Source organism: Arthrobacter sp. YN (assembly GCF_002224285.1).
In the GTDB taxonomy this organism is placed as follows: domain Bacteria; phylum Actinomycetota; class Actinomycetes; order Actinomycetales; family Micrococcaceae; genus Arthrobacter.
This window is the reverse complement of sequence record NZ_CP022436.1, coordinates 508,698-533,274: the sequence shown is the minus strand read 5'-3', so window position 1 is coordinate 533,274 and position 24,577 is coordinate 508,698. Positions and strand designations below refer to the sequence as shown.

Here is a 24,577-nt window from a genome sequence, read left to right as displayed (position 1 = left end):
AGAACGAGCGGAAGAAGGGAACTCCATGAAGATCGCCGTTACAACGCCTCAAGGCAACGTCGGCCGACATCTGACGCGTATGCTCATCCGGGCCGGCGTCAGGCCGATGCTGCTCACCCGCCACCCGGAGAACGTCCCCGCGGCCCTCGCCGCGCACGTCGATCTGGTGGCGACGGACTCGCGCGAGCCGGGTCAGGTCGTTTCGGCCACCGTCGGCGTCAACGCCATCTACTGGGTCGATCCGCCCGCTGAGTCCCCCGACCCGATGGCCGACTATCGCCGCGCGACGGAGTCCGTTGTCGCCGCAGTTGAGGCGAACCGGATCGGACGGGTCGTCTTCCAGAGCAGCGTCGGCGCGGAGAAGCGGCTCGGCGCGGGCGAGATCGACGGCCTCGCAGAGACGGAAGTTGCCCTCGACGGCTGCCGCGCGGACGTCATGTACCTGCGGTGCGGCTACTTCTTCACCAACCTGCTGTTCGAGGCGGAGTCAGTGAAGACCGGGCTGCTCCAGACCGTTCAACCCGTCGATGCCCCGATGAGCTGGGTCGCACCGCGGGACATCGCCGAGGTGGCCGCTCTCAGCTTGTTGAATCACGAGTGGAGCGGACGCCGCGTCCAGGCCGTCCACGGCCCCGAAGACCTGACATGGACGGAGGTCGCCGAGATCCTCGCGGACGAGCTGGGTCGAGAGGTGCGTGTCGAGCGGATCGCCGACGAGCAGATGCGCGAGCAGTACCTCCAGGCCGGCATGCCGCCCGCCACGGCGGACGCGGTGCTGGGGATGTCTACCGGGCTGCGAGAGGGCTTCGTGCCCGAGCAGGAACGTTCGATCATCACCACCACTCAGACCCAACTGCGGGTCTGGATCCGTGAGAATCTCATGCCGCTCCTCTGAAACACTGTGGGAGCACGATGGACTTGAAACGGCGGTGCTCGCCAGGCGTCCTGCAGTCAGCTGTCCGCGCGGGTCCTTTCGGCAGCGGACTCGACGGCGTATTCACTGGCCGCCCACGATGCCAACAGCTGCAGACGCTCGGCCGACGGCGATCCGGGTTCCGCAGCGTAGATGGTCAGGGTCAATCCGGGTTCTGCGGCCATCTCCAGGCCCTCGAAGGCGAGCGTCATCTCGCCCACGATCGGATGGTTGAACGTCTTGAATCCAGTGCCGTGATGGCGGACGTTGTGGGCGCCCCAGCGGGTGCGGAATTCCTCGTTGCGGGTGCTGAGTTCGCCAATGAGATCGTGAAGCTCTTTGTTGTGCGGGTCCCGCCCAGCCTCCGTGCGCAGGATGGAAACGGTCACCTCCGCGAAGGCATCCCAGTCCGGGTAGAACTCGTGGGCACGGTCATCCAGGAACGTGAACCGCGCGATGTTCGGTGCCTGGCCCGGCATGTCGTAACAATCCTTGTAGAACGCCCGGGCCAACGGATTTACCGCCAGCAGGTCCATCCGGCCGTTGCGGACGAATGCGGGTCCGGCCGTCACCGCATCAAGCGCCCATTGCAGGCTCTGATGCGGCACATAGGTCTTCGAGTTCCGTCGCCTCGGCGGCCGCGCTACCGGACTGGCAGCGTGAGCGAGATCGAAGAGGTGGGCCCGCTCGGCATCATCGAGGTTCAACGCCCTCGCGAGGCTCTCAAGAACTTGTGGGGAGGCTCCGCTGATGGCGCCGCGCTCCAAACGCGTGTAATACTCCACGCTCAGCCCCGCAAGGGTGGCCACCTCACTGCGACGCAGTCCTCTGACCCGTCGATTCGAACCGGCCGGCAGCCCCACCTGCTCGGGTGACACCTGGGCGCGCCGGGAGATCAGGAATTCGCGTACTTCTGCCCGATTGTCCATATCTTCACACTAGTTCCGGGCCACGGCGGGAGGGAGTCCCTGAGAGGGCCTCCACCGGCTTATGCAGGCTCGGCCTTTCGTCGGGACACCAGTACGGGACTGTGGGCATGGTGCAGGACAGCGTGCGCCGTGGAACCGATGGTGCCCTTGATGACCCCGTGCCCTTTGGTCCCCACCACTGTAAGACGTGCCCCTTGTGAGGCTTTGACCACAGCCCGGGAGAAGGAAGCATCCACCAGCAATTCTCCGTCCACCGTGATCCCAGGTGCTTTGTGGCGGGCGCGGCTCATGACGGAATCCAGGAGGGCTTCGGCTTCGGGATAGTCTTCTACGGGATCACGCAACCGCCGGTACCCGGCAGGTTCGTGGAGCACATGCACGATCTTGAGATCAGCGCCTGTTGCTTCAGCGAAATGGCAGGCATCCTCAAGTGCTGCCGGTGATCCCGAGTCATCCACGGCAAGCAACACAAAGCTTTCAGGGTTGTCGTCAGCACGGATCACGGCCACAGGACATTCTGCCGTCGCGGCCAACTCCAGGCTGACGGATCCCACCAGCAAACCCATGAACCCGCCAAGTCCCCGGCTTCCGAGCACCAACATCGCAGCACCGGCCGAAACGTGGGCCAGGTGATCGCGGGGCATCCCATGCAACAAGGTGGTGTGGACGTCCAGTTCGGGGACGGTCTCCTTGGCGAGGGCAACACCTTCTTCCAGGACTTTCTGGGCCGCCCTTTCCAGACCGCTATCGGCAACCCCCGGAACGGGTCCCCTGTTGTGGGACAGCAGGACCCACAAGGAGCAGTGCACCACGTGGAGGGAACAGTCCCGCAGGATCGCATGTTTGGCGGCCCACTGAACGGCGCGGTGTGATTCTTCGGACCCGTCATAGCCAACCACGATCGTCTTGGATGCGCCCTCGTTCGTCATGGCCAGAGCCTACGCCGGCCCCGGGAGCGGCACCATAGCGTAATCCTCGCCGCCACGGAGCGGGTAGGCTACTAGGCTCCGATGCTGACACTTCAGGAGGAAACACCGTGGGCTTTGCCGAAGAACTCAGGAACCAGTCCGCCGGGGATTGGGACGCCGCCGTCAACCATGCATTCGTGGACCACCTGCTGGACGGGACCCTCCCCGATGAGCAGCTGCGCCACTACCTTGTGCAGGATTACCAGTTCTGCGATGCCTTCACAGCCCTCCTGGGCCAAGCCGTAGCCTCGGCACCTTCGCTGCCGTCCCGGCTTGTGTTTGCTGGCGTCCTCGGGGCCTTCGCATCGGACGAGAACACGTACTTCCAGGATTGCTTCAATGAACTGGACGTTCCGGAAGCAGAGAGGACTGCGCCCGCTCTCGGAACGGCCACCCAGGACTTCGACGCCCTCATGCGGAGCGCCCTCGCTTCCCGTTCCTACCCGGAGGTCCTCGCCGTTCTGCTGGTTGCTGAGTGGCTGTACGGAGAGTGGGCTGCCCGTGCCGGAGAGCCCACCCAGTGGCCGGCCGAAGCAAAGCACGCCGAGTGGATCCGTCTCCACAACAACCCCGAGTACAACGCGTGGGTGACGTGGCTGCGCGACGAGTTCGACGCCGTCGAGCCTTCACTGCCTCAGGAGCGGCAGCGCGTTGCTGCGGTCTTCGCGGAGGCAGTGCAGCTGGAGCGGGCGTTCTTCGACGCAGCCCTGATCCCCGCCGCCATTAGCTAGCCCTGCTTCCGGACGGTGTAACTGAGCTCCACCAAGCCTTGGTCGTAGCTGTTCACGTCCACGAGTTTCAGAAGGGCGGGGTCGTGTCCGGCGGGGAACACGCCCCTGCCGGCGCCTTGGCCTACCGGCATGACCACCAACCGGACCGCGTCAACCTCGCCTGCCGCGAAGAACGTCTCACCGAGGGACAGACTGCCCCACAGCACAATGTCCTTGTCGGACTCGCGCTTGATCCGGCGGATCGCCTCGATCGCGTCGCCGGATTCAACGTTCGACGGCGGGAAGTCGCCCCAAGGGGCTTCCTTCAGTTGGCGCGAAAACACGTGGCGGCGCAAGCCATTCAAGGCTGGTGCGATGATCTCGCCCTCCGACGCGGGCGTCGGCCAGAACTCCACGAAGTATCTGTACGTGTTGGCACCCAGAACCATGGCTTCCACGCTGCCAAGCCATTCGAGTTGGGCCCGGTCAAACTCGGCCGTTCCGCCCTCCAATAACTCGTAGGCCTTGAACTCGTTGTTGGTGTCGGCGGCGAAACCGTCTGCGGTCACAAAATCCTGCACGATCAGCTGTCCCATGACTCACTCCTCGAATGCGGGTGGTGGCCCGCAGGAGCCTACGCCGCGAAGTAGGAGCGGACAACCCCAGTGGGGTTCTCCTGTTCGTCGGAGCCACCGCAGGACTCCGGAATTCCTGCAAGGGTGGTCCAATGCCAGCTCTCGGGGCAGTGATCGTTGTCGCAAAATTGCCAAGTCATGGTTTCCCTCATTGTCGCCTGTTCGTGTGTCCATAGATAGGACACGCGAGCAGTCGGAACGTGACGAGGGAAGGACCGTGAGCTACGCCCCATTTACCTGCCGAAGCGAGGATCAGCCTGCGGAGGTGAACGCGAAGATCAACGCCGAGCCCAAGGACAGGACGCCAATGCCGTAGCCCACCACCAAGGCGGCAATGGCAAAGCCCCGTCCCCGTTCGCCGCGCTGCTGAATTTGGTTCAAGGCCACATGGCCTGCCCCAACGACGAATACCGCGATGACTGCCATGCCCGCGAAAAACAGCCCGACGAGGGCAAGTACGGCCATCGCGGCGGCCACGAGGGCCTGCCGGTTGATCGGCTGGGTGGATGCTTCAGTGTGGTTAGCCTGAACGATCTCCGTTGACATGTTCTCTCCCCATAGGTAAGTGCACCGAGTCTATCCCCGACACACCCGAAAACACGCGCGAATTACCGGTGTTTGAAGTCCGGTTGGCGCTTCTCGCTGAAGGCGGCCATGCCCTCCTTTTGGTCCTCGGTAGCGAAGAGCGAATGGAACACCCTCCGTTCGAAGACAACCCCCTGGGACAGTCCCATCTCGAAGGCCGCGTTGACTGCTTCCTTGGCCACCATGGCGGCAGGCTTGGACTTGGACGCGATGACTTCTGCTGCCTTGACTGCTTCGTCGATGACCTCAGCGGCGGGAACCACCCTGGAGACCAGGCCGGACCGTTCGGCTTCGTCCGCGTCCATGAACCGGCCCGTCAGGACCATGTCCATCGCCTTGGCCTTGCCCACGGCGCGGGTCAGCCGCTGCGAGCCACCCATGCCCGGGATGACGCCCAGGTTGATCTCCGGCTGGCCGAACTTGGCGTTGTCCCCGGCGATGATGAAATCCGCCATCATGGCCAGTTCGCAGCCACCACCAAGGGCAAAACCGGAAACCGCAGCAATGACGGGAATGCGTAGGCGGGTGAGGTCCTCCCATCGCCGGAACCAGTCTGCGGCGTACATGTCCATGTAGCTGTTGGAGGACATTTCCTTGATGTCGGCCCCGGCTGCGAACGCCTTGGCGGAGCCCGTGATCACCACGGCCCCCACCTCCGGGTCAGTATCCATGGCGGAAACAGCGTCAACGAGCTCATTCATGAGTGCGGTGTTCAGCGCATTCAACGCTTCCGGCCGGTTCAGGGTCACCAGTCCAACCCGGCCCCGCCGTTCCACCACAATGTTCTGGTACTGCTCCGTCATGATCTCCCTCTCCGCCAAGCCCAACAAACCCATAACCACTCAGTTCCAACCTCTCACACGGACTTGTCCCGGATCTCCGTGATGATGCCGGAGAAGTCCCTGCCGGCGCCCTCGCCCGCTGCAAAAGCGTCGTAGATTCGTGACGCCAGCGGCCCCATCTCCGCCGCAACACCCGTGCTTTCCAGTGCATTCAGGGCCAGGCGCAGGTCTTTGGCCATCAACGCTCCAGCGAAACCGGGCTGGTAGTCGCGGTTTGCCGGGCTGGTGGGTACGGGGCCCGGAACAGGACAGTTGGTTGTGAGCGCCCAGCATTGCCCGGATGCGTTGGACGCGACATCGAACAACGCCTGATGCGTGAGGCCCAGCTTCTCCCCCAGTACGAATGCCTCGGCAACAGCAATCATGGACACCCCCAGGATCATGTTGTTGCAGACCTTGGCAGCCTGCCCGGCCCCGTGGTCTCCACAGTGGACGATCCTCTTGCCCATCAATTCCAGGATCGGCTGCACGGTCTCGAAATCCTCCGGCAATGCCCCCACCATAAAGGTCAAGGTTCCGGCCTCAGCCCCCACCACGCCACCGGACACGGGCGCGTCCACCGATCGGTGACCCGCCTCCACCGCGATGGCCGCGGCTTCCCGGGCTTCGTCCACGTTGATGGTGGAGCAGTCCAGGAACAGGGTGTTCGGCTTGGCAACTGACAGCAACCCCGGGCCGTCAACTCCACGGTAGGCATCCAGGACATGCTTGCCGCTGGGGAGCATGGTCAGTACCACGGCCGCTTCCGCTGCAGCCTCGTGGGCGGAGGATGCCATGGGAATCCCGTGCGCCACAGCCGCTTCCACGGCCGCCGGAACAGGATCATAGCCAATGACGTCGTGCCCGGCCTTGATCAGGTTGGCCGCCATCGGCCCACCCATGTGTCCCAGTCCGAGGAACGCGATGAGGCCCGTTGCCGGGCCTTGGATATCTGACATGGCTGCATTCTCTGTCATACCGTCTCCTTCGACTCGCTGCCCAGCCCGGCCAGACCCAGTTCCCGTTCGCCGAGCGGCGCAAAGTAGCCCTCGACGTCGGACGCCTGAACGTCAGCCAGGGAAGGCGGCTTCCATTGCGGATTCCTGTCCTTATCCACTACCTGCGCACGGATGCCCTCCCGGAAATCAGGACCGGCAAGGCAGCGCAGCCCCACGCGATACTCCTGGTCCAAAGCCTCCTCCAGGGAATGCCCCCGCACCCGGCGCAGCGATTCCAAAGCGACCTTCACGGATGTGGGCGACTTCGCCTCAATGGTGTCCGCCGCGGCAGCAGCTTCGGCCCCGGCGGAGCGCAGGCTCCGGACAATCTCTTCGGCGTCGTCATACACGTACGCGGCGTCGATCCACCCGCGCTGGGCCGCCAGGGCCGAGTCCGGCGCGGCTTGCGTAAAGCGTTCGACGGCGGCTTCCGGCGTCGAGCTTTCCAGCGCTTCCGCCAGCGCGGGCAGGTTTTCGGACGGCACAAAGTGATCCGCGAGCCCCAGGAACAACGCGTCCGAACCGGACAGGTGTGCTCCCGTCAGGGCCGCGTGGGTTCCCGCCTCCCCCGGCGAGCGCGACAGCAGGAGGGTGCCGCCGACGTCGGGCACAAAACCGATGGTGGTTTCCGGCATGCCGGTACGCGTCCGTTCGGTGACCACGCGCACTGAGCCATGGGCCGAGATGCCAACGCCGCCGCCCAGAACCAGCCCGTCCATGAACGCCACATACGGTTTGGGATAGTGGGCAATCAAGGAGTTCAGCCGGTACTCGTCCGCCCAGAACTCCGCGGTTTCGGTTCCGCTGTGCAGCATGTCCTTATAGATGGCCACAATGTCGCCACCGGCGCACAGCCCGCGGTCTCCCGCGCCGCGCACCAAAACGGTGGCAACGGCGTCGTCGGCGGCCCAATTCGTCAGCTGCCGGAACATGGCTTGCACCATTCCCGCGTTCAGTGCGTTGACGGCTTTCGGGCGGTTGAGAGTCACGATGCCGAGGTGGCCGCGACGCTCAAACAGGACCTCTTCCTCTACCTCCTCAGCCCGCATCAGCTGCCTGCCGGCATGATGAAGCTGGCGCCCTGGCGGATGCCGGAGGGCCACCGCGACGTCACGGTCTTGGTCTTGGTGTAGAACCGGAACGCGTCGGCGCCGTGCTGGTTGAGGTCGCCGAAGCCGGAGGCCTTCCAGCCGCCGAACGTGTAGTACGCGATCGGCACGGGAATCGGCACGTTGATGCCCACCATGCCTACCTCCACGCGGCTGGCGAAGTCGCGGGCGGAGTCGCCGTCGCGGGTGAAAATCGCGACGCCGTTGCCGAACTCGTGCTCGCTGCAAAGCCTGAGCGCTTCGTCGTAGTCAGCTGCGCGCAGCACGCTCAGGACAGGCCCGAAGATCTCTTCCTTGTAGATCTTCATGTCCTTGGTGACGTTGTCGAAGAGGGTGGGGCCAACCCAGAAGCCGCCGTCGTAGCCGTCCACAGTGAGTCCGCGGCCGTCGGTGACCAAGGTTGCGCCTTCGTCCACGCCGGACTGGATATACCCCTCGATGCGTTCCTTGGCAGAGGCTGCGACGACCGGTCCGAAGTCCGAGTCCTTGTCCAGGCTGTGGCCAACCTTCAGGTCCTTGACGCGCTCGGTCAGCTTGGCCACCAGGGCATCGGCGGTTTCCTGTCCCACCGGCACGGCCACGGAGATGGCCATGCAGCGTTCGCCCGCGGAACCGTACCCGGCACCCATCAGTGCGTCGGCTGCCATGTCCAGATCGGCGTCGGGCATGATCACCATGTGGTTCTTCGCCCCGCCGAAGCATTGTGCACGCTTGCCGTGCGCGGCTGCCGTGGCGTAGATGTACTGGGCGATCGGCGTGGAGCCCACGAAACCGATGGCCTTTACACGCGGATCTTCGAGCAGTGCATCCACGGCTTCCTTGTCGCCGTTGATGACATTGAAGACGCCGTTCGGAACCCCGGCTTCGCTGTACAGCTCGGCGAGACGCAGCGGAACGGACGGGTCCCGCTCGGAGGGCTTGAGGATGAAGGCGTTACCGGCCGCGAGCGCCGGACCGGACTTCCACAGCGGAATCATGGCCGGGAAGTTGAAGGGCGTGATGCCCGCGACCACGCCGAGCGGCTGGCGGAGCGAGTGGACGTCGATACCTTGGCCGGCGTTGTCCGAGAATTCGCCCTTGAGGAGGTGCGGCGCGCCGGCGGAGAACTCCACCACCTCGATGCCGCGCTGGATATCGCCCTTGGCGTCCGCGAACGTCTTGCCGTGCTCGGAGGACAGGAGCGTGGCGAGCTCGTCCAGGTTGTCGTTGACCAGGTCCACGAACTTGAGCAGGATGCGTCCCCGGCGTTGCGGGTTCATGGCCGCCCATTCGAGCTGGCCCTTCTCGGCATTTGCGACAGCGTTGCGGACCTCGTCGGCGCTGGCCAGCGGAAGCCGGGCCTGGACTTCGCCCGTGCAGGGATCGTAGACATCGCTGAACCGGCCGGACGTGCCGTCGATCCTCTGGCCGTCTACGTAGTGTGAAAGCTCGCGCACCATGGTGGAATGCTCCTTTGCATCGTGAATGACTGCCGTGCCGCCGGGTGCTGGGACCGCTGCGGGGAACACGTGACCAACTGTGATCCAGGTCATCTCTGAACCCGAATATACTCGGACTTCCTACTAATTTCCAGAGGGGTGTTTTTGGGCGCGGTGGCTCCCTAGTGGACTTCCTTCATCCCCTTGTACGCTTCCAGTGCTTCCGCCCGCGTGGTTTTGAGATCCACGATTCCCTCCGGGTACTCGGGCGTCCCGAATTCGGGGATCCAGTGGGCGATGTACTTCCCTTGGGGATCGAACTTAACCCGCTGGGCCTCAGGGTTGAAGATCCTGAAGAAGGGCGAGGCGTCTGCCCCGGAGCCTGCCACCCACTGCCAGTTGGCGGGATTTGACGCCGGATCGGCATCCACCAGGGTGTCCCAGAACCACTGCTCCCCGAGCTGCCAGTGGATACCCAGGTTTTTCACCAGGAAGCTGGCGGCCACCATGCGTACACGGTTGTGCATCCAACCCGTGTGCCATAGCTGGCGTTGCCCGGCGTCCACCATGGGGAAACCGGTGCGACCCTGCTGCCAGGCCCGGAACTCCTCCGGCGCGCTTTCGTGGCCGGGATGTTTTCCATTGCCTCCGCTGCTGCCGGGCCACGCCCACGGGAACCGATCAAACTCGGAGCGAAGGTTCGCGGTGGCGAGTTCCGGGTTGTGAAAATACTGGTGCCAGCAGAATTCACGCCAACCCAGCTCAGAAGCATAGATCGAGGCGCTTTCGGACCGCTTGGAACCCAGGGCATGCCACACCTCAAACGGGCTCAGCTCACCCCACCGCAGGTAAGGCGACAGGCAGCTGCTGCCATCGGTATCCGGACGGTTCCGGCCCTCGCTGTAGTTGGAGAGCCCCTTCTCCACGAACGCAGCGAGGCGCTGGTGGCCGGCAGCCGCTCCAGGCGTCCACATCCCGGCCAATCCCCCGGACCAGTCCGGATTGGTGGGCAGGAGGTTCCAGGAGTCCAACTCCTCGTAAGACGGGAGTTTTCCGGTGTAGCCATGGCCTTTCGCGGGAAGGGCCAACGACTCGCGGAATTCCTGTGCGGACACCGTCCGCCAGAAAGGTGTGAAGACCTTGTATTGCCCACCCGTTTTGGTGGTGACATTCCACGGCTCATGAAGCAGGGAAGCTTGAAAGCTAGCTACGTGGAGCCCAGCCTCGCCCGCCCAGGTCTTGAGTCCGGCGTCGACCGTTCGCTCAGCCGCACCATACCGGCGGTTCCAGTACAGCGCGCCCGCACCAACCGCCGTCGCGGTTTCCTGCACAACGTCTGCGGCAGGTCCGCGGTGGAGCAGCAGCGGTATGCCGAGTTTGTCCAGGTCCTCACGCAGCGCCGTCAGCGAATGGTGGAGCCACCAACGCGCAGCGCCACCATGGGCGCGGATGCCAGGAGATTCTTCGTCGAGGACGAACAGGGCCACGGCTTCGCCGTCGTCGACGGCGGCCCGCAAGGCCGGGTTGTCTGCGACCCTTAGGTCGTCGCGGAACCACACGATGGACGGTTTCATCAATTCCTTTCAGCGCACACCCCGGAAACAGGAACAGCCCATGCCCCCTCATGAAATCCTAGGGGCACGGGCTGGACGCTGGCTGTTTGAATGAAATCAGGCGATGGACGGAACAGGTTCCTCGGCGTAGTCGGAAAGAACCGGCACGTTGGTTTCCGACTCGCTCCACAAAGGAACACTGTTCACTACGTAGTCCCTTGCGGCCGCACCCACCATGCTCATGCCGGGATAGATTCTGCGGCCGTTTTCCTTGATGGGCCTGAAACCTTCAAGTTCGAGGGCCGTTTTGAAGGCGGAGTCGGGAATGGGGATTTTACGTCCAAGAACGCACCAGCTGATGTACAGGCCATAGAAAGTATCAAAATCCAAGCCGTTCTCAGTGTCGTCCTCAAACACCACGCAGTCGCGGATAAAGCTGCTGATTTGGGTGTCGGTCATTGCGGGGCCTCCGGCGTCGGAAGAAAAGCGGGCCGCCGGGCTGCATCAGCGAATGTCCTATACCCATTATAGCCCCCTTATACCGCGGAGTAACTGGAAAACAGGTTAACTCTGGGTTGCGGACACGAATTTCCCCACCCTGGACCGAGGTCCCGAACGGCTCTGGTGCCGGCACCCTCTCCGGCGTAGCGTCGACTATATCCACGCAACCGACCGGCCCTCACAGCAGCCGCCGGTCACAGCGGCCGGGACAGCGGCCGGTCACAGCCCAGTGGCAAGGAGCACCAAGTGGTTGGTTGGAATGCTGACACCGCGGCCGGGCCTTTGGGGTCGGGCACGGTCACCTTGGTGGAAGGCTCGTCCTTCTGCATTTCCTCCTCCAACGGAGACATCCATCCCGAGCTGCCCCACGGAGTCTTCCATCTGGATACCCGCATTCTTTCGCGGTGGGAACTGACCATCAACGGCCAGGTGATGGAGCCTTTGGCCGCAGAAATCCGGGAACCTTACCGCGCACTGTTCGCAGGCCGGGTTCCCCGCTCCGATGGCTATGCGGACAGCCCCCTGCTGGTGGAGAGGCTCAGGGAAGTCGGGGCAGGCATCTTTGAGGAAATCACGGTCCGCAACTACTCCAAGCACCCTGTGGAGTGCCGGATTCTCTTGACGGCCGAGTCGGATTTTGCAGACCTCTTTGAAGTGAAGGAAGCCCGCATCACCCGTGAATGGAAGGAAACCCGCGTCCCGGAGGGCGATTCCCTGGTGATCCGTGGAAAGTGGGAGGGAATCCGTAAGGGCGTGGTGATCCGGGCTGAGGGCGCGGGCGCCGGAGCACGGGCCTTGGGCTTCACGGCAAAGATTCCGTCGTCGGGACGCTGGAGCACCCGTGTGAGTGTTGTTCCCGCCGGGGACGGCGCAGGAGCGCCGTTCGCCCACCCGTCCGGCGGCGAGATGTCCCCCAGCGATCGCCGTCGGCAGGAATGGGTGGCCAAGATTCCTCGTCTGCAGGTGGGAAACCGTTCCATCCAACGCACTCTCAGCCGGAGTTACGAAGACCTGGGGGCGTTGCGGATCCAGGACCCGGACCATCCGGACAGGGTGGTGGTGGCCGCCGGCGCCCCGTGGTTCATGACGTTGTTCGGCCGGGATTCCTTATGGGCGTCAGAGATGGCATTGCCGGTTGACCCGTCGCTGGCCTTGGGAACCCTCCGTACCCTCGCTGACCGGCAGGGAACGGTGGTGGACATTGCCAGCGAGGAGGAGCCGGGGAAGATCCTGCATGAAGTCCGGCTGGATATTTCCAGCGGCCTGGCCTTGGGCGGCAAGTCCGCGTACTACGGGAGCGTGGACGCCACTCCCCTTTTCGTGATTGTCCTGGGCTCCGTCAGCCGGTGGGGCTTCGCCAAGGACGTCATTTCGGAGCTCCTCCCCAACGCAGACCGTGCCCTTGACTGGATCAGGGACTACGGCGACCGCGATGGCGACGGTTTCGTGGAGTACGGACGGCCCAACCAACATGGACTCATCAACCAGGGGTGGAAGGATTCCTGGGACGGCATCAACTTTGCCGATGGCACCATCGCTGAACCACCGTTGGCGCTGTGCGAGGTCCAGGCGTACGTGCATGGCGCCTATATGGCGCGCGCCTGGATGGCGTACGACGACGGCGACCTCACCTTGGCGGCCGAGCTCCGGGAACGCGCTGATCGCCTGAAGAAGAAGTTCAACGAAGAGTTCTGGCTTCCGGACAAGGGCTACTACGCCGTGGCCCTTGATAAGGACAAGCGGCCCGTGGACGCATGTGCTTCAAACATGGGGCACTGCCTGTGGTTTGGCCTGGTGGATGAAGACAAGGCACCCCTGGTGGTGGAACGGTTGATGTCTCCGGAGATGTTCAGTGGATGGGGCGTTCGGACGCTGGCCACGGACATGGGCGCCTACAACCCGGCCAGTTACCACAACGGATCAGTGTGGCCCCACGACAATGCGCTGATAGTGGCTGGACTGCTCCGCTACGGATTCGTGGAGGAAGCCCAACGTATTGCCACTGCCCTTCTTGACGCTGCGGAGTCCTCGGGCGGAAGACTCCCGGAACTCTTCTGCGGCTTTCCCCGCGAACAGTTCAGGGAACCGGTGCCTTACCCCACGGCGTGTTCCCCACAAGCCTGGGCCGCCACCACCCCCATCCAGTTGATCACCGGACTCATGCGGTACGACGCCCACATTTCCCTGGGAGGGCTCTGGCTGGACCCGGTCCTGCCGGCGTCCTTTGGCGACCTGCACATCAGCAACGCCCCCATGGGAAGCGGACGCATCACCATAGACATCGATGGCTCGTCGGCGCAGGTGGAGGGACTACCCGAGGGCATGACCCTCCACCGCGCACAACGGCCGTGGATCACGGAGCTGGTGGAACGGGCGGAGCTTCGGCGGGCTGAGCCTTAGCTAGGCATCGATCACCATATCGGTCTGCGCGGTGGAGCAGCACGGCAGGAACTTGCCCGCGTCGATTTCCCGGGCCCGGATCCCTCCCTGATGGTTCATCTCCACCTCACCGGAAAGCTTGACGATCTTGCACGAGCCGCACATGCCCTCCTTGCAGTTGGCGCCGATCCTGACGCCCGCACGCTGGGCGGGACCAAGAATGTGCTCGCTGGGGTCGACGCGCACATTGATGCCCGTTCGCATGAAGGACAGGGTGAGGCTGCCCGTTCCTACTGTCTCAAAGCTCGAGGCATCAGGAGTAACAGCTTCTTGCTCCACGTCCGCACCGCCGTCGGCGGCATCCGACCCGGACCCGTCCGGATCGGAAGTTTCCAGCGGCAGGCCCGTGGCCTTCAAGGTTCCCCCTGCGTCGTAGCCGGGCTCGTAGAGTCCGAACGCCGTGGGCTGGCTTTCGTAGTAATCCTCGGCAGAATCGGCGATCTCCTCCGCGATTTCCTCCGCAATGTCGGCCGCCAGGGCGAGTTCCGCCTGATATTCGAGGATGGTCTGGCGGTCTCCGGTGAAGAATTCCATGTGGATGGAGGTGTCGTCGACGCCCACCTTCCCCAGGAGCTCGGTGGCCGTGTTCAGGTACCCTTCGGGGCCGCAGGCATAGACCTGCCGGCCGTTGGCATCGGGGGCAACCTGGTCCAGCATGGCCGCCGTCAGCCTTCCGCTGAGTCCTTCCCAATCATCGGGCTTGCCGCGATCGCCCAGGGAATAGAAGACCTTGATGCGCGAGTCGACGGAGGCGATGTAGGCGAGCTCCTTGTTGAAGGCAAAGCCCTCCGCCGCCGCTCCGTGATAAAGCACCACTACGTCGGCCTCTCCCGGCAGGGAGTGGATGGTCCGCACCATCGACATGATGGGCGTGATCCCTGCTCCAGCGGCCAACAGGAGGTACCGTGCCCGCCGGTCGGCGTCGGGCAGGTGGAACGCGCCCACCGGCCCGAGCATCTCCAAAACAGTCCCTGGTTTGATGTTCTCGTGCACCCACGGTGAGACCAAGCCCGTGGGATCGCGCTTGACCGTGATGTCGAAGGTCCACGGCTTGGTGGGCGCGCTGGACAGTGAGTAGCTGCGGTCCGCCGGATCCTGGTCCTCGCCGTTCACGGGGAAGGCGACGCTCACGTACTGGCCGGCACGGAAAGCCAGGGGCGCACCGTCGGAGCGACGGAACACGAAGGTCATCATGCCGCCCACTTCGGGAACAATCTCCACGCATTCGGCCATGAACTCCTGCGGATGCCACGGTCCCAAGGCGCGGGCTGCACTGGCTGGACCCTCCGTGCTGCCCATTACCCTGTTCCACGGCATCTCAAGGCCGCGGATCCGATGTGGCTCCTGGACTACCGTCTCAGTGAGGAGTTCGGTCATGCCAAGTGCTCCTGGACACGCTGTACGTACCAGTTGATGAAGGCCTCCACCTGGTATTCGCTCTTCATGTAGGGGCCGGGCTCGTAGGCGGGGCTGCCGGCGCCCGTCTGGCACAGCTCCACGAACGCCTTGTCCTGCAGGTTGGTCTGCTTCCAGGTGTAGGTGAGCTTTTCCAGGTCGTAGTCCACGCCTTCCACGGCGTCGTCGGCTACCAGCCACGTGGTGCGGACCAGGGACTGGTGTTCGTTGATGGGGAAGACACCGAACGTGATGACGTGGTCGCTCTGGAAGTGGAACCAGCTGTTGGGCTGCAGGTGCATCGAGCAACGGCCCAGACGGAAGTCCCGCAAGTCGCCGAGCAACTTCTTGGAAAGCCGGCGGCCATCGGCCGAGAATGACTCGCCCTCGCCGTCGAGCGATTCACGTGAGATGCGGATTCCCGCAATGCGGGTATCGAGCTCCTCCACCACCTCATAGGGCAGGCCGTAGCGGCGGCAACGCTCCTCCAGCGAGGACTGTGCTTCCTTGTTGCGGTCCCATACTTCTTCAAGGTGGGCCGGAATCAGTCCCTCCGTCAGGCCCCAGGTGGGGAAGAGGGAACAGGCCAGCTCAGGGTGGCCATCGCAGTGGTAGCACTCACGGTTGTTCTCCATGACGAGCTTCCAGTTGCCCTCTTCAACGATGTTCTGCTGGTAGGCAATCTTCGTCTTGGAGAGGTCGTGCGGCGCGAGGTACGGCTCGAAGATTTTGGACGTTTCGTCAAAATCTGCCGGCGGCTCGTCGGCGATGCAGACGAAGATGAGTCCGGCAACCACGCGGCTGTGAGCACGCTTGAGGCCGAAGCAGCCCTTGTCGAACTTGGTCTCGCCCGGCGCCGAGGCGTGGATCAGGTTGCCCTCCGGGGAGTACGTCCAGGAGTGGTAGCCGCAGACCAGGTTTCCGGTTGACCCGGCGGGCTCGGTCAGGACGCGGGCACCGCGGTGGCGGCAGACGTTGTGCAGGACGTTCACGCCGCCGTCGTCATTGCGCAGCACGATCAGGGAGTAGGGACCATAGTCGACGGTGATGTAGTCGCCCGGCTCCGGCAGTTCGGCGATGCTGCCGGCAAAGATCCAGTGCTGGCCAAAAATGGCTTCCATGTCGATCTTGAAGATCGTGGCGTCGGTGTAGAAGGGCGCATCGAGGGAATATCCCTTGCGCCGGAACTCGAACAAACTGCTGATCTCCGCCAGCTGCTCTGCAGGCAAAGATGAAGCGAGTTTTCCGCGTGAATTGAGGGGCACGACTGGAGCAGACATTTGTTTTCCTCCCGGAAGGCATGGGTCAGAGTGTGTTTCGTGGGGAGCACTGCTGCGTTGGGGGCGGCAGCGGTGTCGAAAACCTTATAGTCATGAGGTTAGGGATCATTGAACCGCAACAAAAGCGCAAGATTCAGAAGATAACCGTGCACAATAGGTGCATGATCGATGCGAGGCTCATCACACTCAGGGTGTTTGCCCGCTGCGGCACCATCGGCGCCACTGCGGAGCTCACCGGCTACTCCCCGTCCGCTGTCTCCGCACAGCTGCGGGAGCTCCAACGCATGCTGGGAATGCAACTGCTGACCAAGGACGGACGGGGCGTGCGGTTGACCGCCACCGGCCGCTTTCTTGTGACGGGATCGGACACCCTCATTGCCGAATGGGAGAGCCTGCGCGCAGCAGCCATGGAGGCCGGCGATCAGGTTCAGTCACATTTTGGGCTCGGCGGATTCTCGACGGCGGCCGCGCAGTTGCTGGCGCCTCTGGCGGCCACCTTGCGCTCCACGCGCCCCTTGCTGGAGGTCCAGGTGCTCGAGGCCAACCCGGCCCGCTGCTTCGACTTATTGGTGGCAGAACGAATCGACCTCGCGGTCATCGTCGCCATGCAGTCCGAAACCTACGGCGAGGACGATCCCCGGTTCGAACAGACCGTGCTGCTGGACGATCCCCTGGACGTGATCATTCCCGCTGACCATCCGTTGGCACAGCGGGAAACGGTGACGCTCGAAGAGCTTGCCTCGGAACCCTGGATCACCGAAGCTGCCGGCTCCACCTACCACTCCCTCTTTACGGCAGCGTTCACGGCGGTGGGGGTGACACCCCGGATTGCGCATGAGGCCGTTGAGTGGGAAACCCAGATAGCGTTTGTGGGGGCGGGACTGGGCGTAGGCCTGCTGCCGCGGCTGGCACCCCTGCACAGTACGGAGAACGTGGTTCGGCTGCGTATCACCGGCAAGGGGAAGCCCACCCGCCGCATCATCGCTGCGGCGCGCAGAGGCAGTATTGCCTCACCACTCATCCAGGAGTCGCTCGGCATTCTCCAGGAGAGCGCTCATCGGATCCTCACGGCCCGCCCCGAGGACGACCGCTGAGCGTCGCCCGGGCAAGCACGGACAGGGGCGGCTCAGGCCCACACCTGGTAGCCCGTCGATTTATCGAACAGCTTCCTGGTGGAGAGTCCCTCTGCCGCGATCCAGAGCACCGAATCGTCATCGGCGGCTTGCTCCACCACCCCGGTGAGGACGTGATCGCCCGAAAGCCACACCTCCACGGTGTGCCCTGTCAGCTGCGCCCAATCCATGCGGAGGCCACGGCCGTGAACGGTCTTGACCAGGTCCGTCATGGCCTTCACCAACCGCGTTCTGCGAGGCGGTGGGGCTGCGGGATGTCGTCGACGTTGATGCCGACCATGGCTTCGCCGAGTCCGCGGGAGACCTTGGCGATGACATCAGGATCGTCGTAGTAGGCAGTGGCGTTCACGACGGCGGCGGCGCGCTCTGCCGGGTTGCCGGACTTGAAGATACCCGAGCCAACGAACACGCCGTCGGCGCCGAGCTGCATCATCATCGCAGCATCAGCCGGGGTCGCGATGCCACCAGCGGTGAACAGCACAACGGGGAGCTTGCCGGTAGCGGCAACTTCCTTGACCAGCTCGTACGGGGCCTGCAACTCCTTGGCCGCAACATAGAGCTCGTCCTCCGGAAGGGCGGCAAGCTTGGCAATCTCCGAACGGATCTTGCGCATGTGCCCGGTGGCGTTGGAAACATCACCGGTGCCGGCCTCGCCCTTGGACCGGATCATCGCCGCGCCCTCGTTGATGCGGCGCAGGGCCTCACCGAGGTTGGTGGCACCACAGACGAAGGGGACGGTGAAGTTCCACTTGTCGATGTGGTTGATGTAGTCAGCCGGGGTCAGGACCTCGGACTCGTCGATGTAGTCAACACCGAGGGACTGCAGGACCTGGGCTTCGACGAAGTGGCCGATGCGGGCCTTGGCCATCACCGGGATGGACACGGCAGCGATGATCGCATCGATCATGTCCGTATCGGACATGCGGGACACGCCGCCCTGGGCGCGGATATCGGCCGGGACACGCTCAAGCGCCATGACAGCCACGGCACCGGCATCCTCGGCGATGCGGGCCTGCTCGACGTTAACGACGTCCATGATGACGCCGCCCTTGAGCATCTCAGCCATGCCCCGCTTAACGCGGCTGCTGCCCATCAGTGGGATGTGTTCAAAAAGGAGGGGTCTTGTCGTCACGCAATACTCCAAGGGCTGAAGGCTGTGATTGCATCACAGGCGCCCGGACAGACCAGCGGCAACCCACAACAGTCTGATATCCGGATGATATATTAGTTGGAGTGTTCAGTATGCAACCGGCCAACCAGAGAGTCAACAACCGGGAAACGCACCGACGGCGCTAGGCCGCGAAAAGTGCCTGACGCACTGCTTGCTCGAAACCACTCACGTGAACCCGGGCCAACTCAGCAGCCTTCTCCTCATCGCCGTCGATGACGGCCCGCAGCAGATCCAGGTGTTCGCGCACATGGTGCTCAAGGTTGGGCAGCCGGTCCAGGACCATGCACCAGATGCGCGTGGCCAGGTTGTCATAGCGGATCAGGACGTCTTCGAGGTGGGGATTCGCAGCAGCCGCGTAGATCCCCTGGTGAACACTGGCATCGAGCCGCAGCGTTTCCACTACTGAAGCCGCGCTGACATCGAAAGCTTCCACGGCCTGCATAACGTCCCGCAGGTGCTGCCTGGTGGCGGGCGAAGCGACCCGGGCTGCCCTGGCGGCAGCGAGGGGCTCCAACTGCGCCCGGATCTCGGAGATGAAAGCCAGGTCAGTTACTTCCACGCGGGTGGCAAACGTGCCCCGCCGCGGATAGGTGATGACCAGCCGGTCCAACTCCAGACGCTTCAGGGCCTCACGCACCGGAGTCCGACCTATCTCCAGGTCCTTGGCAAGCTGATCGTCATTGAGGAGGTCGCCGGGTTTGATGTCCAGCATCAAGAGCCGATCCCGGAGGCGTTCGTAGGCGAGGTCAGCCAAAGACTTCCTCGTATCTTCGCCGGCGATTGCCAAAGTTCCAAAAGCCACAGCGCCCTCCCCTTCTTCACAACCAGAAAACCTATTGACCTGCCTGAGTCACCAGTATACGCTGAATCCCAATCCTAATATATCAGTTCAGGACCCAGGAATATATCTAAAGGAGGAGACATGACCCTCGTGGCTACAGACTCACCGGTAAGCACACTACCCAAGCCCGAATTGCTCAACGAAGAGCAAGCACAGAAGTTCGTACTCACATTGTCGTGCGTCGAACGCGCCGGGATCGTGCAGGCAGTCACCACCTTTCTGTTTGAGCGCGGCTTCAACATCGAAGAGCACCAACAGTTCGACGACGGCCTCCGCCAAACGCTGCACCTGCGGACCGCTTTCTCGGGCCCGCTGTCCTACTCGCCGGAGCGCCTTGAAGAGGAGTTCAGCGCGATTGCCGACCGCTTCAAGATGAAGTTCAGCTTCCATGACCAGACCAAAAAGCGGGTCCTGGTGATGGTGTCCAAGTTCGGGCACTGCCTGAACGACCTCATCTTCCGCTGGCGAGGCGGCAGCCTTGGCGGCGACCTCGTCGTGGTTGCTTCCAACCACGAGACCCACCGGGCCATGGCTGAAGCCGCAGGCTTGCCTTTCGTCTACATTCCCGTCACCCCTGACACCAAGGCAGAGGCTGAACAGCGCCTTCTTGACCTGGTGGAGGAGTACAACGCGGACCTCGTGGTGCTGGCACGCTACATGCAGGTCCTCTCCGACGATCTTTGCCGCGCCCTTGAGGGCCGCGCCATCAACATCCACCACTCCTTCCTGCCTGGCTTCAAGGGCGCCCGCCCCTACCACCAGGCCTATGACCGCGGCGTGAAGCTGGTGGGTGCCACTGCCCACTACGTCACCGCGGACCTGGACGAGGGGCCGATCATCGAGCAGGAAGTCATCCGCGTCGATCACAGCTACGGCCCCACCACCCTCTCAACCGTGGGCCAGGATGCCGAAGCCCTGGCATTGTCCCGCGCCGTCAAGTGGCATTGCGAACACCGCGTGCTGCTGGACCAGACCAGCACCGTGGTTTTCCGCTAAGCCACCCGTCGCCCCAGACCCCACACGAACTTCAGCAGGAGAACCCCCATGACATCCACGCCCCGCATTGTCATCATCGGAGCCGGAATCGTCGGCACCAACCTCGCCGACGAACTGGTCACCCGCGGATGGAACAACATCACCGTCCTGGACCAGGGACCCTTGAACATGCCCGGTGGCTCCACGTCCCACGCGCCGGGCCTGGTCTTCCAGACCAACCCGTCAAAGTCCATGGCCCTCTTTGCCAAGTACACGGTGGAAAAACTCCTGTCCCTCACCGAGGATGGCCAGAGCTGCTTCAACCAGGTGGGCGGCCTTGAAGTGGCCACGAATGAGACGCGCCTGGCCGACCTGAAGCGCAAGCTCGGCTACGCACAGTCGTGGGGCATCGACGGCAAGATCCTCACCCGCGAGGAATGCAAGGAGCTCTACCCCCTGATCAATGAGGAAGACATCCTGGGTGGCCTTCACGTCCCCACCGATGGCCTGGCGCTTGCCGCCCGCGCCGTGCAACTGCTCATCAAGCGCACCGAAGCTGCCGGCGTGAAGTACATCGGCAACACCGAGGTCACCGGAATTGAGCAGTCAAACCGCCGCGTGACCGGCGTCGAGACCGCCGATGGCGTCATCCCCGCAGACATTGTGGTGTCCTGCGCCGGCTTCTGGGGCGCCAAGGTGGGCGAGTTGATCGGGATGTCCGTTCCGCTCCTTCCGCTGGCACACCAGTACGTCAAGACCACCCCGGTTCCCGCCCAGAAGGGCAAGAACGAACTTCCCAACGGCGCCCAGCTGCCCATCCTGCGCCATCAGGACCAGGACCTTTACTACCGCGAGCACGGCGACCGTTACGGTATCGGCTCCTACGCGCACCGCCCCATGCCCGTGGATCTGGATGAATTGGGCAGCTACGAACCCAGCAGCATCAGCGAGCACAACATGCCCTCCCGCCTGGACTTCACCCTGGAGGACTTCCTTCCCGCATGGGAAGCATCCAAGCAGATCCTGCCGGCACTGCGGGAAAGCGAGATCGAGGATGGCTTCAACGGCATCTTCTCCTTCACCCCGGACGGCGGCTCGCTGGTGGGCGAGTCCAAGGAAGTCGACGGCTTCTTCGTTGCCGAAGCCGTATGGGTCACCCACTCAGCCGGCATTGCCCGCGCCGTGGCCGAACTGCTGACCACCGGAAAGTCGCAGATCGATCTTGGCGACTGCGATATCCACCGCTTTGAAGAAGTCCAGCTGAACCCGGAATACGTCAGCGAAACATCCCAGCAGAACTTCGTGGAAATCTACGATGTCATGCACCCGCTCCAGCCCAAGCTCTCCCCCCGCAACCTTCGCGTCAGCCCCTTCCATGCCCGCCACAAGCAGCTGGGCGGCTACTTCCTGGAAGGCGCCGGATGGGAGCGCCCGTACTGGTTCGAAGCCAACGCTGAACTGCTCAAGGAAATGCCGGATGACTGGCAGCCCCCGGCCCGTGATGCCTGGTCCGGAATGTTCAGCTCGCCCATCGCCGCCGCCGAGGCATGGAAGACCCGCACGGCAGTTGCCATGTACGACATGACGCCGCTCAAGCGCCTTGAGGTATCCGGCCCCGGCGCCCTGAAGTTGCTCCAGGAACTGACCACCGGAGATCTGTCCAAGAAGCCCGGCGCTGTCACCTACACCCTTCTCCTGGACGAGGCCGGCGGCGTACGAAGCGACATCACGGTGGCCCGCCTCAGCGAAGATACGTTCCAGCTGGGTGCCAACGGCAACATCGACACCGCTTACTTTGAGCGTGCAGCCAGGCACCAGACCGAGAACGGCAGCGCCGGGGACTGGGTCCAGGTCCGCGACACCACGGGCGGAACCTGCTGCATCGGTTTGTGGGGTCCGTTGGCCCGTGACCTTATCGGCACGGTCAGCAACGATGACTTCAGCAATGACGGCCTGAAGTACTTCCGGTCCAAGAAGGTCACCGTTGGAGGTGTCACCGTCACCGCGATGCGCCTGTCCTACGTGGGCGAACTCGGCTGGGAGCTCTACACCAGCGCGGACAACGGGCAGCGCCTCTGGGACGCTCTGTGGAAGGCCGGCCAGCCGTTCGGCGTCATCGCCGCGGGACGTGCCGCCTTCAGCTCGCTGCGACTCGAAAAGGGCTACCGCTCCTGGGGCACGGACATGACCACCGAGCACGATCCCTATGAAGCGGGTCTTGGGTTTGCCGTGAAGATGACGAAGGAGAACTTCGTTGGCAAGGCCGCGCTGGAAGGACGCACCGAGGAAGGCTCGGCCCGTCGCCTGCGCTGCCTGACGGTCGACGACGGCAGGAGCCTGGTGCTGGGCAAGGAACCGGTGTTCTATAAGGACCAAGCGGTGGGTTACGTGACCAGCGCCGCTTACGGCTACTCGGTCCGCAAGCCGATTGCCTACGCGTACCTGCCCGCTGCAGTATCAATCGGCGACTCCGTGGAAATCGAGTACTTCGGCCGCCGCATCCAGGCGACCGTGACCCAGGATCCTCTGTACGACCCCACCATGAGCAGGCTCCGCGGCTAACACCCCGTAGTTCGCTACAGCATGCGGCCCGGGCCCCTTCCTCCTTCGCGGCCGGGAGGGTCCGGGCCGCAGCTTTTGCCCCTCAGCCTTCTCCCCAGTTCAGCTTTCTCCCCCAGTTCAGCCAGGACGGCACATGATCAGCTCAGAAACCATCAATGACTACCTTTCCCGGCTCGCCTCACGTCAGCCGACCCCCGGTGGCGGCGCAGCTGCGGCACTGCATGCGGCACAGGGTGCTGCCTTGGTGGCGATGGTGGCCAGATACACCACCGGACCAAAATATGAGCAGCACGCGGCGCTCGTCGCCAGGATCACCAGCGCAGCCGACCACTTGATCGTTGAGGCATTGCGGCTGGCGGACGCCGACGAACACGCTTTCCAGTCCGTCATCGACTCCTACAAGCTGCCCTCCGACACCGAGCAGCTCAAGGCAACAAAGGCCGCCGCCATCCGGGACGCCCTGGTCCAGGCCGCCCACACGCCTGCCCAGCTCATCAAGGTTTCCGGTGAGGTGGTGGACCTCGCAACCGAACTTTTCGACGTAGCCAACCCCAACGTCATCAGCGACGTCGCAGCGGCAGCAGATGCAGCCCGCGCTGCCGCCACCACCGCCCGGGTCAACATCGACATCAACGTGGTGGCCATCAAAGACACCGCAGCCCGCACACGTTTGGCGGACCAGACAGACGGCCTTGAGGACAAGGTTGTCCTGGCCGCCGACTCCCTGGTCAAGCGTGTCCGCGAAAGGATCCTCTCATGACCACTGCAGTTCTTTCCGGCAAGGGACTCGCCTCCCTGATCCGGCAGCAAGCCCAGGATGAGGCCCAAAGCCTTGGCTCCGATGGAATGCGGCCCACCCTCGCTGTTGTGGTGGCCACGGAGGACGAGTCAACGCTCTGGTACGTCCGTTCGATCGAGCGTTCAGCCGAACGCGCAGGCATTGGATGCAGGATTGTCGATCTTGGCCACGACGCCAGCGAACAAGCACTGGCCAGTGTCCTGGCGGACCTCAGCGCGGAGCCAACCGTCCACGGCATCATCCTCCAAACTCCCCTGCCGGCAGCCGTTCGGGCAGACCGGTTGGTGGGGCTCATCGCCCCGGAGAAGGACATCGACGGCGCCAATCCCCTCAGCCTCGGCCGCTTGGCTGTGGGCCAACCGGCCTTCGCACCCGCTACTGCGCGAGCGGTGGTGGAACTGCTGGACCACTTTGAGATCCCGGTTGCGGGCCGGAACGTCACCGTCGTCGGACGTTCCGCCGTGGTGGGCAAGCCGCTGTCCCTGCTCCTTCTGGAGCGGGACGCGACCGTCACCATCTGCCATTCCAAGTCGGGGCCGCTGGAACGCCATACCCGGCCCGCCGACGTCGTGGTTGTTGCTGCGGGGCGCACCGGGCTGCTGAAGGGCAGCGATGTCTCACCGGAGACGGTAGTGATCGACGTCGGAACAAACGTCCTGCCCGACGGTTCCCTGGTGGGTGACGTCGACGAAGCCAGCGTCACCGGCGTCGCCGCCGGCCTGAGTCCGGTTCCAGGCGGTGTGGGGTCAGTGACCACCGCACTGTTGCTGCTGCACACAGCGGAAGCCGCCCGGCAGCAGTCCCCCGCCGCACTGCTGACTGCTTCCACTTCCCGGATCTGA

General features: G+C 63.7%; 24 protein-coding genes. 8 read left to right on the top strand and 16 right to left on the bottom strand.

Features of this window, described 5'->3' with window-relative positions; genetic code table 11:
- Window positions 1-25: 25 nt before the first annotated feature.
- Window positions 26-895, top strand: coding sequence for an NAD(P)H-binding protein (locus CGK93_RS02570; protein ID WP_089593468.1), 870 nt, complete (start codon window positions 26-28; stop codon window positions 893-895).
- A gap of 56 nt (window positions 896-951) precedes the next feature.
- On the opposite strand, the gene CGK93_RS02565 is transcribed toward CGK93_RS02570, so the two are convergent.
- Both CGK93_RS02565 and CGK93_RS02560 read right to left on the bottom strand, forming a co-directional pair.
- Window positions 952-1,842: a helix-turn-helix transcriptional regulator gene (locus tag CGK93_RS02565; protein WP_089593467.1), complete on the bottom strand. Its 891-nt coding sequence runs from the start codon at window positions 1,840-1,842 to the stop codon at window positions 952-954.
- Between the two features lie 59 nt (window positions 1,843-1,901).
- The gene (locus CGK93_RS02560) at window positions 1,902-2,771 is read right to left on the bottom strand and encodes a universal stress protein (RefSeq protein ID WP_089593466.1); all 870 of its coding nucleotides are present in this window, start codon (window positions 2,769-2,771) and stop codon (window positions 1,902-1,904) included.
- 107 nt (window positions 2,772-2,878) lie between these two features.
- Between CGK93_RS02560 and CGK93_RS02555 the strand changes: the two genes are divergently transcribed.
- Complete coding sequence (locus CGK93_RS02555; RefSeq protein WP_089593465.1) at window positions 2,879-3,541, top strand: TenA family protein; 663 nt, start codon at window positions 2,879-2,881, stop codon at window positions 3,539-3,541.
- Here CGK93_RS02555 and CGK93_RS02550 read toward each other — a convergent pair.
- The 9 genes from CGK93_RS02550 to CGK93_RS02515 form a co-directional block, all read right to left on the bottom strand.
- On the bottom strand, window positions 3,538-4,116 hold the full coding sequence (locus CGK93_RS02550) for a dihydrofolate reductase family protein (RefSeq protein WP_089593464.1): 579 nt from the start codon (window positions 4,114-4,116) through the stop codon (window positions 3,538-3,540). The two genes, CGK93_RS02555 and CGK93_RS02550, sit on opposite strands and share 4 nt — an antisense overlap.
- A 38-nt stretch (window positions 4,117-4,154) precedes the next feature.
- Entirely contained in the window at window positions 4,155-4,295 is a 141-nt protein-coding gene (locus CGK93_RS23410; protein WP_157731575.1) for a hypothetical protein, read from the bottom strand.
- A 112-nt stretch (window positions 4,296-4,407) separates the two neighbouring features.
- The gene (locus CGK93_RS02545; RefSeq protein WP_089593463.1) at window positions 4,408-4,701 is read right to left on the bottom strand and encodes a DUF4190 domain-containing protein; all 294 of its coding nucleotides are present in this window, start codon (window positions 4,699-4,701) and stop codon (window positions 4,408-4,410) included.
- Between the two features lie 62 nt (window positions 4,702-4,763).
- On the bottom strand, window positions 4,764-5,543 hold the full coding sequence (locus tag CGK93_RS02540; protein WP_089597131.1) for an enoyl-CoA hydratase: 780 nt from the start codon (window positions 5,541-5,543) through the stop codon (window positions 4,764-4,766).
- Window positions 5,544-5,596: 53 nt separating this feature from the next.
- Window positions 5,597-6,538: a 3-hydroxyisobutyrate dehydrogenase gene (gene mmsB, locus CGK93_RS02535; RefSeq protein WP_089593462.1), complete on the bottom strand. Its 942-nt coding sequence runs from the start codon at window positions 6,536-6,538 to the stop codon at window positions 5,597-5,599.
- Window positions 6,535-7,608, bottom strand: a complete 1,074-nt coding sequence (locus CGK93_RS02530; protein ID WP_089593461.1) for an enoyl-CoA hydratase/isomerase family protein — start codon at window positions 7,606-7,608, stop codon at window positions 6,535-6,537. Before CGK93_RS02530 ends, mmsB begins: the two co-directional genes overlap by 4 nt.
- Entirely contained in the window at window positions 7,608-9,107 is a 1,500-nt protein-coding gene (locus tag CGK93_RS02525) for a CoA-acylating methylmalonate-semialdehyde dehydrogenase (RefSeq protein WP_089597130.1), read from the bottom strand. The genes CGK93_RS02530 and CGK93_RS02525 overlap by 1 nt, the downstream gene beginning before the upstream one ends.
- Before the next feature lie 161 nt (window positions 9,108-9,268).
- On the bottom strand, window positions 9,269-10,660 hold the full coding sequence (locus CGK93_RS02520; RefSeq protein WP_089593460.1) for a cryptochrome/photolyase family protein: 1,392 nt from the start codon (window positions 10,658-10,660) through the stop codon (window positions 9,269-9,271).
- A gap of 96 nt (window positions 10,661-10,756) precedes the next feature.
- Window positions 10,757-11,098 carry a hypothetical protein gene (locus tag CGK93_RS02515; RefSeq protein WP_089593459.1) on the bottom strand — a complete coding sequence of 114 codons (342 nt, stop codon included), beginning with the start codon at window positions 11,096-11,098 and terminating at the stop codon, window positions 10,757-10,759.
- A gap of 288 nt (window positions 11,099-11,386) precedes the next feature.
- On the opposite strand from CGK93_RS02515, the gene CGK93_RS02510 reads away from it, so the two are divergent.
- On the top strand, window positions 11,387-13,540 hold the full coding sequence (locus CGK93_RS02510) for an amylo-alpha-1,6-glucosidase (RefSeq protein WP_089593458.1): 2,154 nt from the start codon (window positions 11,387-11,389) through the stop codon (window positions 13,538-13,540).
- Here CGK93_RS02510 and CGK93_RS02505 read toward each other — a convergent pair whose 3' ends face one another.
- Together CGK93_RS02505 and CGK93_RS02500 are read right to left on the bottom strand one after the other, a co-directional pair.
- Window positions 13,541-14,956 (bottom strand): ferredoxin reductase, encoded by a 1,416-nt coding sequence (locus CGK93_RS02505; RefSeq protein WP_089593457.1) that lies wholly within the window; start codon window positions 14,954-14,956, stop codon window positions 13,541-13,543.
- Window positions 14,953-16,254, bottom strand: a complete 1,302-nt coding sequence (locus tag CGK93_RS02500) for an aromatic ring-hydroxylating oxygenase subunit alpha (RefSeq protein ID WP_089593456.1) — start codon at window positions 16,252-16,254, stop codon at window positions 14,953-14,955. The genes CGK93_RS02505 and CGK93_RS02500 overlap by 4 nt, the downstream gene beginning before the upstream one ends.
- Before the next feature lie 161 nt (window positions 16,255-16,415).
- Here CGK93_RS02500 and CGK93_RS02495 point away from each other — a divergent pair, with 161 nt between their 5' ends.
- Entirely contained in the window at window positions 16,416-17,348 is a 933-nt protein-coding gene (locus CGK93_RS02495; RefSeq protein ID WP_089593455.1) for a LysR family transcriptional regulator, read from the top strand.
- 32 nt (window positions 17,349-17,380) lie between these two features.
- On the opposite strand, the gene CGK93_RS02490 is transcribed toward CGK93_RS02495, so the two are convergent.
- The 3 genes from CGK93_RS02490 to CGK93_RS02480 all read right to left on the bottom strand — a co-directional run bounded on the left by CGK93_RS02490 (window position 17,381) and on the right by CGK93_RS02480 (window position 19,360).
- Window positions 17,381-17,599, bottom strand: coding sequence for a hypothetical protein (locus CGK93_RS02490; protein WP_089597128.1), 219 nt, complete (start codon window positions 17,597-17,599; stop codon window positions 17,381-17,383).
- 5 nt (window positions 17,600-17,604) lie between these two features.
- The gene (pdxS, locus tag CGK93_RS02485) at window positions 17,605-18,480 is read right to left on the bottom strand and encodes a pyridoxal 5'-phosphate synthase lyase subunit PdxS (protein ID WP_089593454.1); all 876 of its coding nucleotides are present in this window, start codon (window positions 18,478-18,480) and stop codon (window positions 17,605-17,607) included.
- A 199-nt stretch (window positions 18,481-18,679) separates the two neighbouring features.
- A complete protein-coding gene (locus tag CGK93_RS02480) occupies window positions 18,680-19,360 on the bottom strand; it encodes a GntR family transcriptional regulator (RefSeq protein WP_089593453.1) in 681 nt (226 codons plus the stop codon).
- A 120-nt stretch (window positions 19,361-19,480) separates the two neighbouring features.
- Between CGK93_RS02480 and purU the strand changes: the two genes are divergently transcribed.
- The 4 genes from purU (at window position 19,481) to CGK93_RS02460 (ending at window position 24,577) form a co-directional block, all read left to right on the top strand.
- Window positions 19,481-20,395, top strand: a complete 915-nt coding sequence (gene purU / locus CGK93_RS02475; RefSeq protein ID WP_089593452.1) for a formyltetrahydrofolate deformylase — start codon at window positions 19,481-19,483, stop codon at window positions 20,393-20,395.
- 48 nt (window positions 20,396-20,443) lie between these two features.
- Entirely contained in the window at window positions 20,444-22,936 is a 2,493-nt protein-coding gene (locus CGK93_RS02470; RefSeq protein ID WP_089593451.1) for a GcvT family protein, read from the top strand.
- A gap of 133 nt (window positions 22,937-23,069) precedes the next feature.
- Complete coding sequence (locus CGK93_RS02465) at window positions 23,070-23,696, top strand: cyclodeaminase/cyclohydrolase family protein (protein WP_089593450.1); 627 nt, start codon at window positions 23,070-23,072, stop codon at window positions 23,694-23,696.
- The gene (locus tag CGK93_RS02460; protein ID WP_089593449.1) at window positions 23,693-24,577 is read left to right on the top strand and encodes a bifunctional 5,10-methylenetetrahydrofolate dehydrogenase/5,10-methenyltetrahydrofolate cyclohydrolase; all 885 of its coding nucleotides are present in this window, start codon (window positions 23,693-23,695) and stop codon (window positions 24,575-24,577) included. The genes CGK93_RS02465 and CGK93_RS02460 overlap by 4 nt, the downstream gene beginning before the upstream one ends.